Raw genomic sequence first — 17,889 nt, forward strand, 5'->3', positions numbered from 1 at the left:
ATGGGCACGAATTTCGCAGAGGATGACCTCAATGCGGTCATCCGGCAACACTCGGAACTGCTTGCAAACCAGTTGCACGCACAGCGCGAGAACCTGTTCCCGCCTGACGCGCACAAGCAGATGCGCAAGTTCACCTCGGGCGAGGCTGCCGCGCTGCTGGGCGTGAATGACAGCTATTTGCGCAAATTGCATCTGGACGGCAAGGGCCCCTCGCCTGCCCTGACCAGCGGAAACCGGCGTCTCTATTCTGCGCAGGACATCCAGCAATTGCGCATTTTGCTAGAAAAAACTGCACGAAATCAAGGTGATTACCTGCCCGGCCGCCGCGATGGCGACCATATGCAGGTCATTGGCGTTATGAATTTCAAGGGCGGCTCGGCCAAGACCACCACAGCCGCCCATCTGGCGCAGCGCCTGGCCCTGAAAGGCTATCGCGTGCTGGCGATCGATCTGGACCCGCAGGCCTCGCTGACCGCACTGCACGGCGTGCAACCCGAATATGACCTGCCCGATGGCGGCACCATCTATGATGCGATTCGCTATCAGGACCCGGCACCGATTCGGGATGTGATCCGACCGACCTATCTGCCGAATCTGGATCTGATTCCCGGCAACCTCGAATTGATGGAATTCGAACATGAAACCCCGCGCGCCCTGGCACAGGGCAACGCAGGGCTTTTCTTTTTCCGCGTGCGCGAGGCATTGGCACAGGTCGATGATGATTACGATGTGGTCGTGATCGATTGCCCGCCGCAACTGGGCTTTCTGACCATGTCGGCCCTGTCGGCGGCAACCGGCGTTCTGGTGACCATCCACCCCGAGATGCTGGACGTCATGTCGATGAGCCAGTTCCTGCGGATGACGGCCGACCTGATGGATGTGATCGCCGAAAGCGGCGCGGATATGTCCCATGACTGGATGCGCTATCTGCTGACCCGCTATGAGCCGACCGATGCGCCGCAGAATCGCATCGTGGCCTTTCTGCGCACCATGTATGGCGACAAGGTCTTGAACGCGCCGATGCTGAAATCGACGGCAATATCGGATGCGGGCCTGACCAAACAGACGCTCTACGAGGTTGAACGCTCGGCCTTCACGCGATCCACCTATGATCGCGCCATTGAAAGCCTGAATGCCGTCAATGATGAAATCGCACAATTGATCCAGAAGACCTGGGGGCGCGAATGAGCGATAACCGCAAGAAACGATTGGCCGCACTGGACAGCCTGTCCCAGATCGGGACCGCGGCACCGCCGTCAATGATGGGCAGCAACCGGGCGCTGCGTTCGGCCCGCGATGCGGTCGACAGCCATCGGATCTGGGAGCTGGACCCGGAACAGATCCTGGACGACCGCAAGGCCGACCGGATGGATCACAGCGACATCGACGACCTGCGCCAATCCATCGAAACGGTAGGGCAAACCGTGCCGATTCTGGTTCGGCGCGACCCCAATGACAGCAACCGCTATCTTCTGGTCTATGGACGGCGCCGGCTGGAGGCCGTGCGCGCCTCGGATCAGGTCGGCAAGGTGCGGGCGATGATCGCCTCGATGGACGATCGCACCGCAATAAGCGCGCAAGCCTCTGAAAACACTGCAAGACGCGACCTGAGTTTCATCGAACGGGCCATGTTTGCCCAACAATTGCTGGAAAGCGGCTTCGGCACCCAGGCTGAGGTCGCCGAGGTGCTGAATGTCACGAAATCAGCGATCTCGATGTCACTTTCGGTGGCCCGCGCGGTCGGTGACGCATTGGCCCATGCCATCGGCCCCGCCCATGGCATCGGACGACCCCGTTGGGAGGCGCTGGTCAATGATCTGGCTGAAACGCAGGTCAATATTGACGAGTTGATCGATCTGGCCGTGCGGGTCCGCCAGGAAACATCGCCGGATGTTGCGGATCCTTCGGTTGCAGCGTTCGATGCAGTAACCCGACGTTTACGCAAAAAGCCGAAACCTGAAAGCGCGCCAAGGCTGCCCAGCCAGACCCTGCGTCTGGGCCAGACGGCGACAGGCAAGTTGAAACGCACCAGGGACGGCATGCGGCTGGACATCAAGACCGGTGACGAGGAATTCGCGGACTGGCTGGCACAGCAGATCGCCGCATCGGTCGAAGACCTTCACGCCCGCTGGAAGAAGCGCGGCTGAGGACGAGGCAGGCAACAACAAGGAGGCACAGGCAAGCCAAAGAAAAAGGCCCCGCAAGGCACATACCTCACGAGACCCTTTGATCGTAGCAAGTCCAAGGTAATCCTCTGAGTCGTCACCTGCAAGTCCCTTTGCGATTTGCAGGGCGGGATTTCTTTGTCTTCGTGACAAAAAATCATGACTTTTTACGCAATAACGCCTTTTGGGCGCATGGCTGACCCTGCGCAAGTGCAGGAGAGCCGTGCAGAGTTCCATGTTCCGATGCCGCGCGGCGTCGACAAATGGCAGCTGTTGCGCGAGCTTTCGGTCGCGCGCAAGGAATTTGGCCTGAGCGATCGCGACCTGACCGTGTTGCAGGCGCTGATCAGCTTCTATCCCGGAACATGTCTTGATTCACCCGAACGCATGGTGATCCATGCATCGAATGCGACCATCTGCGAGCGGCTTCACGGCATGCCCTGCTCGACCATGCGCCGCCATCTGGCGCGGCTGATCGACAGCGGACTGCTGATGCGGCGTGACAGCCCCAATGGCAAAAGATATGTCCGGCGCGGCGCCTCGGGCACACGGGCCTTCGGGATCGATCTGACCCCCCTGCCCTATCTGTTCGAGCGCATCACCCAGACGGCAGACCGGGTGCGCGCCGAGGCTGCAGAGCTGGCCATGCAGCGCGAAACCGTCAGCCTGATGCGCCGCGACCTGTTGAATGCCCTTCACAGCGAGCCCGATCTGCCCAGCAAGCTGACACGACGCCTGTGGGACATCGCCGAGATGAGTGGCAAGCTGTTGCGCCGCAAGCTGAACCTGGAACAAATCAATGAGCTGAAAGACCTGTTGACGCAAAGTCTCGACATGCTTGGGCTAAGCGAAAACCCTCTCGAAACAGTTAAATTGAGCAGCAGCGACAGCCAAAATGAGCAGCACATTCAGAATACAAAAAAAGATTACTCTGAATCTGAAAAGACGGTTGCGGCGGACAGTCCCCCTGCCCCGACACCAGCGCTCGATACAGTCCTGTCAGCATGCCATGAAGTTCAGGCAATGAGTGCAGACGAAATCCGAAACTGGAACGACCTGCACCAGGCAACAGAGCAATTATATCCCATGATGGGAATCGGGTCGCAGGTCTGGCACGAAGCCAAGCAGCGAATGGGTGCTACGGTTGCCTCAATCACGCTGGCCGCGATACTTCAACGGTTCACCAGCATTCGCTCTCCGGGGGCTTATTTGCGATCCTTGACGGCCAAGGCTGCAAATGGAAGATTCTCGGTCACGCCAATGATCCAGGCTCTTGCCAAAACAGCGCATAAGCCGAGTTCACAGCTGTGAACCTGTGTTGTGAACCGGCTTTTCGGCGGAAATCTGGGTGGAACCGGACAAATATCGCGTTATTGAAGGATCTAGCGCGCCAGAATACCCGAAAATGGATCCTTTCGTCGCGACAGGAACGCGCCCTGCCCCGATACGGCTTCCCATCACAAGACCGCTGCCATGCGTAATATGTGGCTCAACCAGATCCCGCGATTGCCGCACTCGCTATGAACGAGTGCGAAATACCTGAGGCCCTCGATAGAATGACCCGGTTACTGTGCTATTCGCTATGATCACTTCATGCTCATCCCGAAAAAGATGATGGTAGTGCGCTTCGGTCAGGGCATCCGCAGTTTCAACGCCCTCCACCTCCAGTAGCTGTCTTGCCGCGAATATCACCTCGGTTTCGTCCGATCTTTAATCTGACAAGGATGCGATGCTGCGGAGATACGATCAGATCCTCAGCGGCAAGACTTTGTCCCAGAGCCGATGCCCCGATCCGGATCGGGCAAGGTTTCGGCAGACACGTCAATATGATGGCGTCCAGAACATGCCGCCCGATTCAACGAATGGATCGCCGCGAGGTCCTGAGTGACAATCAGATCCCCCTTGTTCAGAGTTTCGATCGGCACCCGAGCCACAGAGGTCAGGATCATGCCGACATTAAATGACACGGAACGCCTCCCGTATCATTGGCCCGAATGCTCAATGTGCCGACACGGTCCCCAGTTCTATGGAAGACTCTGTATGCGAGGCTCATGTATGGCGGTGCCGCGAGGTTGATATCTTCCTGGATTTCATCCAGGCCCAGCTCCCATCAGGTCGGGATATTTTCACATGTCATCCCAATTTCTTCGTTGAAAAATCACAAATCTACCGTGATGGTGCCGCCAAAGACGGCGGCGATATTCACGGTCACAGTGTCGTTCAGGCCGACATTACTATAATACGATCCAAATGCTGTTGCTTCGCTTGCAAAGTCAGGCATATCCCTTCGAACAAGTATCGGGCGCGCATGTCCAAATGCTGTCGCCTTCGAATGATATGGAATGCATCTCCGGGTGGCGATATTTCTTGCCGCTTGCGCACTATCGCAATCGGCTGAAATTCGGGCGGATTTGCGGAAGTCCTCGCAGATTTGAGAGATTTGAGTTCGGCGTGGGGCAGGGCGCGGCGCATATATGAAATCCCCGCTTCATCCCGTGTGCTGGGAATATGCGTTGCCCCAAGCGGGTGCAGGTCTGTCTTTGCGTCCTGCGGTGCTACGTCTCAAAATATACATTTCATGCGCAGTCTTTCCATCCATCGTATAGGAAGGCGTGATGCGGATATTTTATGCCGCCGTAAGTCGGGCGAGGGCGCCTTAACGCAAAGATCGAAGATCACTCAGGCTTGCATTCAGCCCAAACATGCATGAGCTTAAGCCCGCTTCGGAAGCGCTGCGTTCCAGCAAGGCTATCATGCCGCGTCGCTGCGAATGGTGCACCCCTCTGTTCATGCGGGTCAGGATCAAGCCCCCGATGTGAGCGGTGATCCGTCGGTCCGACTTCTAAATTGGAGTGCCGTTTGCAAAGGGCAGGAATGAGCTGCGCCGAACTGACCGAGAGGAGCTTGGAAATCATGTGGTGGCGTAAGAACTGCCAAGAGTTTTGGGATGGAGCCGGGGACCTCAATCCCCTTGCTGGAGGTGCAACAGGTGGGGTTCGGCCGCTGTCCCCGGCTATTCGCTCTGTCGTAGGCGCCAATGCTGGCAGGGACGAGGGGCGCATGCGCGGGGCAGGGGAGTTGGGTGCCCTCTCCGCAGGCCAAGTGCCGCTCTCCGCAAATGACATTTCGCGCGATCCGCCATCCGACCAAAAAAGTGGTCGCGTCAGGACACATGCTGAAACGACCGTTTGTAAACGAATGCAAGCGCAGGAAACGCACCTACAATCGCGCTAATCTCCAGTTTCCATGCATCGCGCGCGATCCGAGAGGGTAGGGGGCCTCATATAAGTCCCATCAAGAATTCAATGCAGGAGCATTTGTTCTGCTATCAAATTTTAGACCGCATTAAATGATTTAAGTGCGGTTAAGACGCGTAATAAATTAAAAATACTCGCTTAGACAGCGTTGTCACATTAACTCGACCCTGTTGGAAGCGTTGGAAATTTTGCGTAGTTGCTGCGCATGAGCATGATCATCAGCTACAAGCACCACCGTTTTCCACCAGAGATTATCGCGCACGCGGTTTGGCTGTACGTCCGTTTCAATCTCTCCCTGCGCGAAGTCGAGGAAATTTTCTTGAAGTGCGGCATTGACGTTTCCTACGAAACGATCCGGCGTTGGTTGGCGAAGTTCGCCCCGCAGATCGCCCGAAACCTGCGCCGGCGGCAGGTGCCTCCGGGGGATGTCTGGCATCTCGACGACGTTGTGGTGATGATCTCGGGGCGGAAATCCTGGCTCTGGCGCGCGGTTGACCAAGAGGGGCTCGTTCTGGAGGAAATCCTGCAATCCAAGCGCGACAAGCGTGCCGCAAAGCGTCTGTTGAAAGCGCTGATCAAGCGGTTCGGCCTGCCCGAACGGGTTGTCACGGACAAGCTGCGTTCCTTCGCTGCGGCCAGACGCGAGATCGCGCCCGGACTTGAACATCGCTCCTACAAAGGCCTGAACAATCGGGCCGAGAACAGCCATTTGCCGTTTCGCTAACGCAACACGCTATCACAGAATGGAAGCCTTCGACGCCTGGACGGAGGCCGCGAACATCTGACACTCCAAGATCGGCCATCTTTTCGCGGCCGGCGAGTTAAGTTGACAGAACCCGTGAAACCGTACCACAGCGCGGGCAGGCCGCCGCAGATTTGGTCGACCGCGAGTGGAACCGGATCGTGGCCCCGGCAATCTCGACCTGAACGACCTTCAAACCGGCCGGCAAAAAATCCCGTCGTGAAAACAGTGACGCCATGGACAACCTCCTTCAGAGATTGCCCAGTTATCGTGTGAGGCTCGTCATCGCTGCACCAAATCTGAGCCAGACCCAAAATCAAACGCTGAAATGGGGTCAGTTTCGAACGCTCATTGACAATTTTCAGCCATCGCTCGATAGCTCGGGCGCATATCGACAACGGTCCAATATGCGCCCGGCTGCCAAGATCAGGCACTTGACAGTGAGACCTAATCTGCCAGTTCATTGCATGCGGGTTGCAGGGGAAGGTCCATGGCATCCTGTGCTACGATGACAGTGCCACCGTAGATTTCGGAAATTTCAGCGAGCATCTTCTCGGTGACGCCCGGCCTGTCGAAATTCGGCTGCAAGTGTGTAAGGACCAGAGTACCTACGCCTGCGCGTTTGGCCGTTTCCGCGTTATCAAGATGTGATCCGCTCATGATGCGATAGTCTTGATCGGCCTCTGTGCCCGACAGAAAATGATTCATGTGGATCAGGATATCCGCGCCCTTGGCAAACTCTATGAAGGGTTCATAAATTCCACCGTTGTCACCGGAATAGACTATCGTCACCTCCGGCGTTTCGATCCTATAGGCAATACAATCCAGAACGGGTTGAACATGACGGGCCGGGCCGACAATGACCCGCCAGCCGTCGCCTTCGATGACATCGCCCACGGTAACCTGTCTTGGTGTCAGCGACGGGCCAGGTCGTGGCAGGATTCCGCCGCGCACACGATAGACAGCCTGCGATGCGGGACTGTCGATCCTGGCATTGATGTCCCATGCGAATGCACCGTTTTCGCCAAAAAACCTGTCCAGCAACTGTGTTAGCGGGTCTGGTCCGAATATCTTCAACGGGTTCGCTCCGGGTTGCCCGTGATCCCAGCGGGTGAGGACAAGCCGGGGGAGGTCCATGATATGGTCATAGTGATAATGCGTCAGAAAGCAGTGTGTGACATCGGCTGCCTTTAGCCCCGCCTCGAGAAAGCGTTGGTGCGCTCCCGCGCCATGATCGAATACCAGCAGGTCATTTCCGACCTCAAGGGCATAACCCGACGACATGCGACGAAGCGATGGCGCGGGAGTCCCCGAGCCGAGAATGGTGAATTTCATCGTTATTGTCCTGTCAGTTTGTTTAGGATTGTGTTTGGGATGATGCGAGATCCTGCAGGATGATCGCCGTCAGCAGACACGCGCCGGCCAGCTTGGCCAAGGGCGGAGGCAGAGCCAGACCGATAGCCGCAACGATCAACAGGGCACGTTGCAGGCCGGAAACCCTCTTGCGAAACAATGCGCCGCAAAAGCCCGCATTGAAGGCGACAAGGCAGGCCATCATCCATGCAATGACTGTTAGCGTGCCGACCAGCGAACTGCCCTGTAGCAACAACTGCGGGTAGAAGACGAAATAGAACGGCATGATGAATGCCGGCAGCGCCAGCCTTGCCGAGAGGATTGCAGTACGCATGTAACCGGCATCGGCGAGCTTGGCCGCCACCAATGAGGCCAAAGCAACAGGCGGAGTAACTGCAGACAGGTTGGCCAGGAAAAAGACGAAGAGATGCGCGGCAAGGATATCGACGCCGAACTGCACCAAAGCGGGCGCGCCAAGAACCGCCACAAGTGAATAGGCGGCTGGCGTTGGCATGCCCAAGCCAAACACCAGGCAGGCGGCGGCTGCCAGCAGCAAAAGGGGAAACAGCTGGTTCGTAAGGCTCCGGCGTCGGCCGTCTGATCTCGGGATCGATCCGATGGTAAGTCCGGCCTTATGTCCGACTTTAATAACCGCCCTCAAATCGAAATTCTTTCAGCTGCCGATGGTGATCGCCGCCGGTATTGGTCAGATGATGATAAACTTCGCATTGTGGAGGAGAGCCTTATCGGCCACCGACAAGCGGCAGCCACAGCGCGGCGGCATGGCATTTGCCGGTCGCTCCCGACCACCTGGCGGCGGCAGTATCGAAACGGCGAGCTTGGGTCTTCTCGCCCTGTGTCGTTCGCGCCGGTGACCGTGGCAAAGGGAGCTCCCGCGTCGCAAGCAAATCCGGTTGATCCGTGTCCGCCTTCGGACTGTCAGGTTGAGATAGCCCTGCCGAATGGGCGCCGGCTCATCGTGCCGGTAGGTGTGGAGCCCGAAGCGCTTGCCCGGATTCTGGCAGTGGTGGATCGGCAATGATCGCGTTTCCGGCAGGCGTGAAGGTGTGGATTGCGGGCGGCGTCACCGACATGAGGCGGGGCATGAACACGCTGGCGCTGCAGGTGCAAGAAGGGCTCGGCCGCGATCCCCATGCGGGCGAGCTCTTTTGCTTCCGAGGCCGCAAGGGCGATCTGGTCAAGATCCTGTGGCATGATGGTGTGGGCATGTCGCTGTATCTGAAGCGCCTGGAGGCGGGCAAGTTCATCTGGCCGGTGAGCCGGTCCGGCGAGGCGGTGCAGATCTCTGCGGCACAGCTGGGCTATCTTCTGGAGGGGATCGACTGGCGCAATCCGCGCTGGACGCAACGTCCTGCAAAAGCTGGATAAATTGTTCCATCGGGCCTGTTTTTATTGGTGTTCCGCGGCCCCGGCTGGTAGATATTGGTCATGTCTGATGTCGTCTCCGAACTCGCCAAATTGCGCGCCGCCCTGGCCGCCGCAGAGGCCCGTGCGCAGGTTGCGGAAAGCGAGCTGGCACAGACCCGTGCAGTCATTTCCTGCGCGGAAGCGATGATCCAGGAGCTCAAGCTCGAGATCGCCAGGCTGCGCCGCGACAAATACGGCATCTCGTCAGAACGACGCGCCCGGCTGATCGATCAGTTGGAGTTGCAGCTTGAGGAATTGGAAGCGGCGGCCACCGAGGATGCCCTGGCCGCAGAACAAGCCGTTGAGAAAGCCAGCACGGTCCGGACCTTTACGCGTCGTCACCCCGCGCGCAAACCATTCCCTGATCACCTGCCGCGCGAGCGGGTTGTTGTCGAGGCACCCGCCGCGTGCGCCTGCTGTGGCTCGGACCGGATCGTCAAGATGGGTGAAGATGTCACCGAGACGCTGGAGGTGATCCCGCGTCAGTGGAAGGTGATCCAGACCGTGCGCGAGAAGTTCACTTGCCGGGCCTGCGAGAGTGAGGGCGAGTCCGCCACCGGTTCGAGGGCCGCCCGAACCAGCCAACCGCGAGAGTGTCCGATCTTCTGTGTATGAGTAAATTGGCCCATGCTTCCAAACTGAAGGAGCATGACGATAATGACGATTTCCAAGGAAGTTTTAGACGAGCTGCTTAGTGGCGTTGAGAACGCGGACGATTTGCTGGGCGATCAGGGCCTGATGAAGGAACTGAAGGTCAAGTTGATGGAGCGGATGCTGGGTGCGGAACTGACCGAGCATCTGGGCTATGTGGACCTGTCCCGCTTTTGTGCCGCTCCAAGTGCTCGTTTAAGCCACCTTCCGTTCGAAGGCGACCGGGCTTTTCCACCCCAATGCTGAATGACGGCGCCGCGGATTGTAGAAGCCATTGATGTATTCGAAGATGGCCATTTCAACCTGCCTGCGCGTTTCCCATGTCCGCCGCCAGATCAGCTCAGCTTTAATGGTTTTGAAGAACGTCTCAACGACGGCGTTGTCGTAGCAGTTGCCCTTCCCAGACATCGACACATTGAACCCATGCTGTCGCAGGATCTTCTGATAGTCATGCGAACAATATTGGGCGGATTCAACGCTCGGATCGCCAGGTCCCGGTTCATTCTATTGCTGACCGCCCAACCAATGATGCGGCGTGAGTGCAGGTCCAAGATCACAGCCAGATACAGCCAACCCTCGCGGGTCCAGACGTAGCTGATATCGCCTGCCCATTTCTGATTTGGCGCATCTGCGGTGAAGTCCCGATCCAGTAGGTTGGCCGCGAAGTTGAACTTATGGTCGCTGTCCGTGGTCACCTTGTGTTTTCGGGTTCTTACGACTGATATGCCGTTTTGACGCATCAGCCTGCCTACGCGGCGGTGCCCCACATTTAGACCGATCTCCTTCAGCTCTTCGGTCATTCGTGGCTTGCCATAACTGCCCAGACTGAGACGCGACTGTTCTTTGATGTGCGCAAGCGTGACCAGATCAGACCGCTGTCTGCGACTGGCAGGGCGGTTGCGGTATGCTCGCAAACCGCGCGGACTGACAGCCATGACCCGACACATCAGCTCAATGGAAAACGCAGCCCGGTGTTCTTCGATGAACTGAAATCTCATTGCTTTTGACCCGCGAAGAAGATTGCCGCCTTCCTGAGAAACACTTGCTGTCCCGGGGATGGACGCCAATGCAAATCCGAGGGTCCTGGCGCGCCGTTGAAGGTTTGACAGTAGGCGTTGCCGGTGTCGCTCGTCGTAACCTGTCGCCCCCTGATCCTGGCAGGTCATGCCATGGCGGATGGCGTTGTAGAACTGCACGGCTATTTTGCGCGCTGTCGCCGCGACGGCCTTCTGCTTGCCAATCCGTGCCGAGAGACGTCGATAGAACGCGCCCAATGCCGTGTCGCTTCGGCCAATCGTGACTGCTGCCAGACGCAGGAGTGCAGCGGCGCGGCTGGAGGACCGGCGTGTCCGCGAGGATAGCAACTTGCCGCCGGAGATCTTGTTGCCCGGAGCCAGACAAAGCCAGGACGTGAAGTGCTTGGCGCTCTGCCAGGCGCGCAGGTCCGTGCCGCATTCGGCAACCAGCTTCAGAGCCAGCGATGGGCCAAGACCGTGGCTTTGCGTCAGGTCTGTGCCCAACACCCCGTAAAGTGCGGCCCTAACATCGAAGGACGGTGCGTTGTGCTGCTTGCCTTTGATCCGAGCCTTGGGCAGCGGAGCCAGATCACCTTCAGCCCGAACAGTAAGCGCGGCTTGCCGCCTCCAGCCTCCGGTCGCAGGCCTCGATCTGCGCTTTGTAAAAGTCATAAAGTTCCAGTGACTGCGTCAGGGCAAATATGGGTTCTTCACGGTCATTGCCGACCAGCGCGGCCTTGATTGTGTCCATAGAGGATTTGCAGCGGATGTCGCGGAAGGCGGCGAGAACCTCAGGGTCACGCTCACCGTCGACAATCGCGCGGATGATCCGCATGCCTGTTGCGCCAGTTATGTCGGAGACGACATGATGCAATTGCAGGTTCATCTCCATCAACGCCTTCTGCATGTGCTGGATATGGGCAGCCCCATACTCGGTGAGCCGTTCCCGTTGGCGCATGTAGGCGCGCACCGGTATGGTGTCCGTATCGGGGCTCACAGCGGCCATGTGCATGGTCGAGCCGATGTCGATCGCCGCCGCATTGGGATTGACCATCTTCAAATCCGGGTGGTCGCCGGTCTTGCGCTTCGTCAAGGCATATCCTCCGTTCAAGGCGAAGGGCCTGGGCCACGCAAGTTCGTCATCTTCCTGATCAGGATCGCCGTTAAGACAGCGTCACCACTCTCAAGTGCGCATCAGCCCATGTGCCACGTTTTTTGACGGGGTCGAGCCCACCAATAAGCCAGCGGCAACTGCCCTTCGCCGCGAGCGCAACACAGGCTGTTGCTACCGCGCACAGGCGGGCTGCGGCCCGGAACGGTTTTTTGACACCTCCCTTTCCTCCTTGAAAATGCGGTTCTCGCGGCGAAGCCGGTCATTCTCTTGGGCGAGGCCTATATCCTCCTTCGACACCACATTTGTGTCTCTGTGCGCCGTAATCCATTTGTTCAGCGTCGACATGCCAACACCCAGATCGTCAGCCACCTGCTTACGCGTCAACCCGCTGGTTAATGCGATACGCACCGCATCTTGGCGGAATTCGTCCGTCCGTTTCAGTCCCATAGTCAGTCTCCTTTGGTGCAGTAAATGCTATCAAAGGAGCGGCATCAAACCGCGACAGGTCCAATCTTGCCGCCAAGCGGCAGGCCACTTGGGGAATTTCGGTTGAAACAGGTTCGATGAAATAGCCACCAACCAGGATCGCCATGGATGCGGGCCGATGGGATGTCTCCATTGGCCTGTTCTCCTCTGTCGGCCCCCACGATCCCGTCGAATTCAAAGAAGATAAGAAATTTTCAATAACGCCAAATAATTCTTGTTTAGAAAAATAATGTCAAATACTGTTCTCTGAACAAGAATGGTTGCGCTGCTGCCTGCTGCTGCAGCCCACCGGGGAGTAAGAACATGACATTACCGCTTATTTTCGCTGCCACCTGCGATATTTCCGGGAAGGTGCGCGGCAAGGCCTTTCCCGCCGATCAGCTGGAAAAACGCATGCGGCGTGGGGTGGGTTGGACGCCGACCAATGTGCAGATCACCTGTTTCGATGTGATGGGCGAAAGCCCGTTCGGGGCATTGGGCGACCTGTTGCTGGTCCCCGATCCCAAGGCCGAGGCGCGGATGACCTTTGGCGATGTGACCGAGCATTTCGTGTTGGGCGATATCGTGACGCTGGAAGGTGAGCCCTGGGATTTCTGCACCCGTTCCCTGCTGAAATCCGCGCTGGCGCGGCTGGAGCGGGTGGCCGATGTGTCGCTGCTGGCGGCATTCGAACACGAGTTCCAGTTGAGGGGGGTGCCCGCGCTGGACAATCAAGGCTTTGGCCGTGAGGGGTTCGAGCTGCAGCGCCCGATGCTGGAAGAGCTGATGGCCGGGCTGGCCGCGGCGGGGATCAAGCCGGACAGCATCATGAAGGAATATGGTGCCAATCAATACGAGGTGGTGATTGGTCCCGATCAGGGACTGCGCGCGGCTGATGCCGCCGTGATCCTGCGCGAGATGACCCGCTCGACCGCGCGGCATTTCGGCGAGGCGGCCACCTTTACCCCGATCCGCGATCCCGCCGGAGTCGGCAACGGTGTGCATGTTCACATGAGTTTTCTCGACAAGCAGGGCGCGCCGGTCACCTATGATCCCGATGGCCCCTGTGGCATGTCGCGTCTGACGTCGGCCTTTTCTGCCGGGGTGCTGAAATATCTTGACCAGATCATCGCGCTGACCGCGCCCTCGGTGATTTCCTATGAGCGGCTGACCCCGCATCGCTGGTCTGCCGCCTATAACAATCTGGGTTTCCGTGACCGTGAGGCATCCCTGCGGGTATGTCCGGTAACCGGAAAGGATCCTGCCTCGATCGCGCGCCAATTCAATATCGAATATCGCGCCAGCGATGCTGCGGCCTGTCCGCATCTGGCCTTGGCGGCCATTGTCCATGCCGGAGTGCAGGGGATCGAAGAGGACCTGCCCGCACCCGCGCCGACCGAGGAAGACCTGTCCTTGCTGTCAACCGAGGCTTTGGCCGCGCGGGGCTATATCCGCCTGCCCGAAAGCCTTGAAGCGGCTCTGGAACGGATGGAAAGCTCGGATGTCGTGCGCAGTTGGTTCCCGGCAGATTTCCTGCCGGTCTACAGGACACACAAGGCGGCTGAACTGGCCCATCTGGCCGATATGAATACTGCCGCGCGCTGCGCTGCCTATGAAAGCACCTACTGAAGCGGCACGGCCCTTGCGAGATGGCCTTCGTCAGAGGTGACAATTCCGAACATTCAGCCGCGCGCCTGAGATCGGCGCGCGTTTTTCTTTGATTGGGCAGGGTCAGCCCTGTCGCAAGGTTAGAGATCGCTCAGCGCGTTATCCAGCGCCTCGATCAGGATATCGGCCTCGGCGATGCCGAATACCATCGGCGGCTTGATCTTCAAGACGTTTTCCAGCGGCCCGTCCGTCGAGATCAGCACCGCCTGTCCGCGCAGATGGTTCACGATTTCCTCGGCCTCTTGCGTGGCAGGTTCAAGAGTTTCCCTGTCGCGGACCAGTTCGATCCCGCAGAACAGGCCCTGGCCGCGCACATCGCCGATGATCTCGTGGCGGCTGGCCAGTTCCCGCAGACCCTGCAGCAGATGTTCCCCGGTTGTCAGGGCACGAGCTTGCAGATTCTCTTGTTCGATCACATCCATGACCGCCATGCCCACGGCCATGGACACCGGATTGCCGCCGAACGAGTTGAAATACTCCATGCCGGTGCAGAATTTCTGCGCCAGCTCGCGCGTTGTTGCCACCGCGGCCAGCGGATGGCCATTGCCGATGGGTTTGCCCATGACCACGATATCGGGCACGACATTCTGAAGCTCGAAGGCCCAAAAATGCTTGCCTACCCGGCCAAATCCGCATTGCACCTCATCCGCGATGCACAGGCCGCCGCGGGCGCGGACCAGCTCATAGACCCTGGTCAGATAGCCATCGGGATAGATGACCTGTCCGCCGACGCCGGAAATGGATTCCGCGATAAAGCTTGCCGCGCCGTCACCGGTTGCAGCCTCGATCGCGTCCAGACAGTGGGCGACCTCGGCCGCATAGGCCTGTCCGGTCTCGACGGACATGCCTTTATGCGGGCCACGATAGGGGTCGGGGAAACCGGCGATCTCGACGAAATCCGGTTTGGGAAAGCCACCCTTGCGCTTGAACTTGTAGGGGCTGACATCGACCATGCCGCCGGTATTGCCGTGATAGGCCCAGTCCAGCACCACGCTGGATTTTTTGCCAATGGCGGTGCGGGCGATGCGGAAGGCCAGTTCATTCGCCTCCGAGCCGGAATTGACGAAGAACAGCGTATCCAGCCCCTCGGGCAGGGTGGCGGCCAGCCGTTCCGAGAAATCGAGGATCGGTTCGCTCAGATAGCGGGTATTGGTGTTCAGCGTGGCGGCCTGTCGGGCCAGAGCGCCGACCACATGGGGATGGCAATGTCCGACATGGGTGATGTTGTTCACCGCATCCAGATGCGCCCGCCCGGTATAGTCGATCAGCCAGGGACCGCTGCCGCGCAGGATCTTCAGCTTGTTGCGATAGGACACCGAGAGCGACGGCCCAAGACATTCTGCACGGCGTTCCAGCAGCCGTTCTGGCGGATTGGGGTCGATGGTGAAACTTTCCCCGGCCAGTCCGAGGATCAGATTGGGGTCGATGCAGATATCCTGCCAGACCTCCCACAGGCTGTCATGGCCGACCCCGAAGAAGTTGCCGGTCTGCGACAGCATGTCGGTCATGATCTGGAAATGCAGATGCGGAGACCAGCCGCCATTTTCGGACCAGTCACCGAAATGTCCGATCACCTCGCCCGCGCGGACTGTCTGGCCGGGTTCAGCGCAGCCGGTCCGGTCCTTGGCCAGATGGCCGTAGAGGGTGAAGAAGGGTGTGCCGTCGTCGGTTTCATGTTCAAGGATCAGCGTATGGCCGTAATCCAGCGGATCGGCATTATAGCTGGCAAGGCGCACCACCCCGTCCAGCGGCGCGTGAACCGCTGTGCCGGATTTGGCAAAAATGTCGATGCCAAGATGACGGTTGCGGCCTTCGGGGCTGGCGCTGTCGGCGAATTGCGCAGCGGTATAGATGTCGCGGCGCTCGCCATAGGGGCCAATGCCGTAAAAGGCCACGCATCCGGGCGTGTGGGAAGGGCGTTGCCGCTCAAACCATGCGTCAAAGGCAGGATCGGCATAGCTGGGCATGTCGGGACGGCTGCCATCGGCCTGCAACGCGATCCGGGCACTGCGGCGGATGTCGGGCTGGCAGATCGGCGCGTAACTGCCTTGCGTCAGCGCTTCGCGGATCGCCGGAGCCGTGGCGATGGCCGCAAAGCCCGCCGAACGACGGCAAAGCGCGACCATGAAGCGCGGGTCGATCCGGTCCAGCCGCTCCAGCAGGCGGAAGGCCGGGGCCTGCGAGACCAGAAGATAGTCGTTCTCGGGATATTGCCTGCTTTGGCGCGACGAGATGCAGACGCTTGCCACCAGCCGCATCCGCATGAGGTCATAGACCAGATCGGCCTCGTCTTCGGTGATCGGAAATTCGCTTGCAAAGCCCGCGACAACCGCCCGGATGGCCGTGTAGAGATCTTCCGCGTCCAGCAGCGCATAGGCCAGGGTGATGGCCAGTTCATTGACGGTGCGGCCAAAGGCCATGTCGCCAAAATCGATCAGACCGGTCACCAGATCGGGATTGGCGGGATCGGTGATGACATTGTTGTCATTGGCATCCTGATGCAGGACTGATGCCCGCAGACCCGAAAGGCGCGGTGCCACCTCTGCCTCATAGCGGGTGAACAGGGCCTCGACACGGGCGCGGTTTTCGGCGTCGGCAATATCCCCCGTCCAGTTCCGCAGTTGTGCGACGTGATCCAGCGACCAGACGAAATCGGGCCGGAAGGACGCCGGATGACCAAAGCCCTGCAGCTTGGCGGTCAGCCGCCCCATGAAGGCGCCCAGATTCTGCAGCTGCGCAGCGCTGCGGGGAGATTGGCTGAGCAAGGGTCCTTCCAGCCAGGTCACCAGCCGCACAAGGTGATCGGTGCCGTCTATCGCCACCTTTGCCATCGGTTCGCCCGACAGCGTCGGCACAAGCCGTGGCGTGCCCGAAACTCCCCTTTCGCCCAGATGCGCCAGTGCGGCATTTTGCATCTCAAGCTGGCTGGCATCCTCGTCGGGGTGAGTGATCTTGAGCACATAGCTTTGATCATGGGCGGTCAGGCGCGCGTTCTGGTCGCGTTCGGAGTTCAGCAGGGTGATCTTGCCGGTGATCCCGAACTGGCTGGCCGCAAGGGTCTGGATTTCGTTGGGCGAGAGCGAAGGCGGGGCGGTGTCAAACAATGGCATGTCGTCCTGTATTGGCTGATCTGTGGAACCGGTGGTCAAGTCGGGCAGGGTCATTCGTCCATGTCGGTGTCGTCGCTGTCCAGACGCATGGCGTCCCATGCCTCGATCCGGCGGCTGGTATTGTCCCATGTGTCTTCGGCGATCTTGGTGACCATCGCTTCCATCAGGACCAGAGCGCCGGAATAGCTGTCCCAGACCGTGCCGCTGTCGATCGGCGTGGCGATCACTTCGCTGGCATATTTCGAGACGGGAGACAGCCATTTGTCCGTCATCAGCAGTATCCGCGGTGCGGGGCCTTCGCTGGCCCGCCGCGCCAGATGGCAGAGATTGGGCTGATAACGGCGGAAATCGACGATAAACAACACGTCGCGAGATTTCATCCGCAGCAGATATTCGGGCCAGATCTCGGGGTCGGCGGGGAGGTGATAGACTTTGGCGCGCATCTGCCGCATATGGCGTGACAGATACAGCGCCAGCGCGTCACTGATGCGTCCGCCGATCACATAGATGGCGCGCTTGGGGTCGGCCAGCATCTCGGTCAGGCGTTCGAATTGTGCGGCTGTGACCGACTCGGCAGTCTCGGACACGACACGCCCCGCGCGGGTGACGAAATCTTCCAGCACATTGCCCATCAATGGCCGGTCGCTGCGATGCAGGTCCAGGGGCGAGCGTTTGCCCTCTTTCAATTCTTCGATCAGGTGCCGCTGAAAGTCCTGATAGCCGCCAAAGCCCAGCTTGGAGACAAAGCGCGAGATGGTGGGCGGCGATGTCTGGGTCTTTTCCGCAAGGGCCTGAATCGTGTCGAGCCCGGCAAAGGGATAGTCCAACAGCAAGGCTGTGCTGAGCCTGCGCTCGGCCGTCGTCAGCTCGTTCTCAATACCGGAAATGCGTTCACGTACCTGCATGTCGTCCTCCTCTTT

General features: G+C 59.0%; 13 protein-coding genes and 6 pseudogenes. 9 read left to right on the forward strand and 10 right to left on the reverse strand.

Features of this window, described 5'->3' with window-relative positions; all coding sequences use genetic code 11:
* The 3 genes from repA to repC all read left to right on the forward strand — a co-directional run bounded on the left by repA (position 1) and on the right by repC (position 3,476).
* Positions 1 to 1,188 carry a plasmid partitioning protein RepA gene (repA, locus tag JHW44_RS13625; protein ID WP_089346023.1) on the forward strand — a complete coding sequence of 396 codons (1,188 nt, stop codon included), beginning with the start codon at positions 1 to 3 and terminating at the stop codon, positions 1,186 to 1,188.
* Complete coding sequence (gene repB / locus JHW44_RS13630) at positions 1,185 to 2,147, forward strand: plasmid partitioning protein RepB (RefSeq protein WP_089346024.1); 963 nt, start codon at positions 1,185 to 1,187, stop codon at positions 2,145 to 2,147. Before repA ends, repB begins: the two co-directional genes overlap by 4 nt.
* A 177-nt stretch (positions 2,148 to 2,324) precedes the next feature.
* Positions 2,325 to 3,476, forward strand: coding sequence for a plasmid replication protein RepC (gene repC, locus JHW44_RS13635; RefSeq protein ID WP_272850324.1), 1,152 nt, complete (start codon positions 2,325 to 2,327; stop codon positions 3,474 to 3,476).
* Positions 3,477 to 3,683: 207 nt separating this feature from the next.
* On the opposite strand, the gene JHW44_RS20465 is transcribed toward repC, so the two are convergent.
* Together JHW44_RS20465 and JHW44_RS20470 are read right to left on the reverse strand one after the other, a co-directional pair.
* Positions 3,684 to 3,857: a Hint domain-containing protein gene (locus tag JHW44_RS20465; RefSeq protein WP_089346026.1), complete on the reverse strand. Its 174-nt coding sequence runs from the start codon at positions 3,855 to 3,857 to the stop codon at positions 3,684 to 3,686.
* Positions 3,814 to 4,020 (reverse strand): Hint domain-containing protein, encoded by a 207-nt coding sequence (locus tag JHW44_RS20470; RefSeq protein WP_143811508.1) that lies wholly within the window; start codon positions 4,018 to 4,020, stop codon positions 3,814 to 3,816. Before JHW44_RS20470 ends, JHW44_RS20465 begins: the two co-directional genes overlap by 44 nt.
* Positions 4,021 to 5,627: 1,607 nt before the next feature.
* Between JHW44_RS20470 and JHW44_RS13640 the strand changes: the two are divergent.
* Positions 5,628 to 6,143, forward strand: a pseudogene (locus JHW44_RS13640) (IS6 family transposase); the annotation flags it as partial.
* A 468-nt stretch (positions 6,144 to 6,611) separates the two neighbouring features.
* On the opposite strand, the gene JHW44_RS13645 reads toward JHW44_RS13640, so the two are convergent.
* Both JHW44_RS13645 and JHW44_RS13650 read right to left on the reverse strand, forming a co-directional pair.
* Positions 6,612 to 7,499, reverse strand: a complete 888-nt coding sequence (locus JHW44_RS13645) for an MBL fold metallo-hydrolase (protein WP_089346029.1) — start codon at positions 7,497 to 7,499, stop codon at positions 6,612 to 6,614.
* A gap of 22 nt (positions 7,500 to 7,521) precedes the next feature.
* Complete coding sequence (locus JHW44_RS13650; RefSeq protein WP_179217807.1) at positions 7,522 to 8,073, reverse strand: TRAP transporter large permease subunit; 552 nt, start codon at positions 8,071 to 8,073, stop codon at positions 7,522 to 7,524.
* Positions 8,074 to 8,151: 78 nt separating this feature from the next.
* Here JHW44_RS13650 and tnpA point away from each other — a divergent pair, with 78 nt between their 5' ends.
* From tnpA to JHW44_RS20475, 4 genes and pseudogenes are all read left to right on the forward strand, one after another.
* On the forward strand, positions 8,152 to 8,559 hold the full coding sequence (gene tnpA / locus JHW44_RS13655) for an IS66-like element accessory protein TnpA (protein WP_089346031.1): 408 nt from the start codon (positions 8,152 to 8,154) through the stop codon (positions 8,557 to 8,559).
* Positions 8,556 to 8,906: an IS66 family insertion sequence element accessory protein TnpB gene (gene tnpB / locus JHW44_RS13660; protein ID WP_039133247.1), complete on the forward strand. Its 351-nt coding sequence runs from the start codon at positions 8,556 to 8,558 to the stop codon at positions 8,904 to 8,906. Before tnpA ends, tnpB begins: the two co-directional genes overlap by 4 nt.
* Positions 8,907 to 8,966: 60 nt before the next feature.
* Positions 8,967 to 9,482, forward strand: a pseudogene (locus JHW44_RS13665) (transposase domain-containing protein); the annotation flags it as partial.
* Between the two features lie 120 nt (positions 9,483 to 9,602).
* A pseudogene (locus JHW44_RS20475) lies at positions 9,603 to 9,752 on the forward strand (IS256 family transposase); the annotation flags it as partial.
* 39 nt (positions 9,753 to 9,791) lie between these two features.
* On the opposite strand, the pseudogene JHW44_RS13675 reads toward JHW44_RS20475, so the two are convergent.
* From JHW44_RS13675 to JHW44_RS13690, 4 genes and pseudogenes are all read right to left on the reverse strand, one after another.
* Positions 9,792 to 10,762 (reverse strand): annotated as a pseudogene (locus JHW44_RS13675) (IS3 family transposase).
* A gap of 153 nt (positions 10,763 to 10,915) precedes the next feature.
* A pseudogene (locus JHW44_RS13680) lies at positions 10,916 to 11,284 on the reverse strand (transposase); the annotation flags it as partial.
* The gene (locus JHW44_RS13685; protein ID WP_179217805.1) at positions 11,208 to 11,705 is read right to left on the reverse strand and encodes a hypothetical protein; all 498 of its coding nucleotides are present in this window, start codon (positions 11,703 to 11,705) and stop codon (positions 11,208 to 11,210) included. The pseudogene JHW44_RS13680 and the gene JHW44_RS13685, both read right to left, overlap by 77 nt.
* A 228-nt stretch (positions 11,706 to 11,933) precedes the next feature.
* Positions 11,934 to 12,173, reverse strand: a pseudogene (locus JHW44_RS13690) (transposase); the annotation flags it as partial.
* 342 nt (positions 12,174 to 12,515) lie between these two features.
* On the opposite strand from JHW44_RS13690, the gene JHW44_RS13695 reads away from it, so the two are divergent.
* Positions 12,516 to 13,820, forward strand: coding sequence for a glutamine synthetase family protein (locus JHW44_RS13695; RefSeq protein ID WP_089346033.1), 1,305 nt, complete (start codon positions 12,516 to 12,518; stop codon positions 13,818 to 13,820).
* A gap of 119 nt (positions 13,821 to 13,939) precedes the next feature.
* Here JHW44_RS13695 and JHW44_RS13700 read toward each other — a convergent pair whose 3' ends face one another.
* On the reverse strand, positions 13,940 to 16,969 hold the full coding sequence (locus tag JHW44_RS13700) for an aminotransferase class III-fold pyridoxal phosphate-dependent enzyme (RefSeq protein WP_179217808.1): 3,030 nt from the start codon (positions 16,967 to 16,969) through the stop codon (positions 13,940 to 13,942).
* A gap of 50 nt (positions 16,970 to 17,019) precedes the next feature.
* Positions 17,020 to 17,874, reverse strand: coding sequence for a MurR/RpiR family transcriptional regulator (locus JHW44_RS13705; RefSeq protein WP_089346035.1), 855 nt, complete (start codon positions 17,872 to 17,874; stop codon positions 17,020 to 17,022).
* Positions 17,875 to 17,889: the final 15 nt, after the last annotated feature.

The organism is Paracoccus seriniphilus (assembly GCF_028553745.1).
Taxonomy (GTDB): Bacteria; Pseudomonadota; Alphaproteobacteria; order Rhodobacterales; family Rhodobacteraceae; genus Paracoccus; species Paracoccus seriniphilus.

Excerpts from the sequence above, each read along its gene's own strand:
- repA (WP_089346023.1), top strand. The coding sequence starts at position 1 with ATGGGCACGAATTTCGCAGAGGATGACCTCAATGCGGTCATCCGGCAA.
- repB (WP_089346024.1), top strand. The coding sequence starts at position 1,185 with ATGAGCGATAACCGCAAGAAACGATTGGCCGCACTGGACAGCCTGTCC.
- repC (WP_272850324.1), top strand. The coding sequence starts at position 2,325 with ATGACTTTTTACGCAATAACGCCTTTTGGGCGCATGGCTGACCCTGCG.
- JHW44_RS13645 (WP_089346029.1), bottom strand. The coding sequence starts at position 7,499 with ATGAAATTCACCATTCTCGGCTCGGGGACTCCCGCGCCATCGCTTCGT.
- tnpA (WP_089346031.1), top strand. The coding sequence starts at position 8,152 with ATGTCCGACTTTAATAACCGCCCTCAAATCGAAATTCTTTCAGCTGCC.
- tnpB (WP_039133247.1), top strand. The coding sequence starts at position 8,556 with ATGATCGCGTTTCCGGCAGGCGTGAAGGTGTGGATTGCGGGCGGCGTC.
- JHW44_RS13695 (WP_089346033.1), top strand. The coding sequence starts at position 12,516 with ATGACATTACCGCTTATTTTCGCTGCCACCTGCGATATTTCCGGGAAG.
- JHW44_RS13700 (WP_179217808.1), bottom strand. The coding sequence starts at position 16,969 with ATGCCATTGTTTGACACCGCCCCGCCTTCGCTCTCGCCCAACGAAATC.
- JHW44_RS13705 (WP_089346035.1), bottom strand. The coding sequence starts at position 17,874 with ATGCAGGTACGTGAACGCATTTCCGGTATTGAGAACGAGCTGACGACG.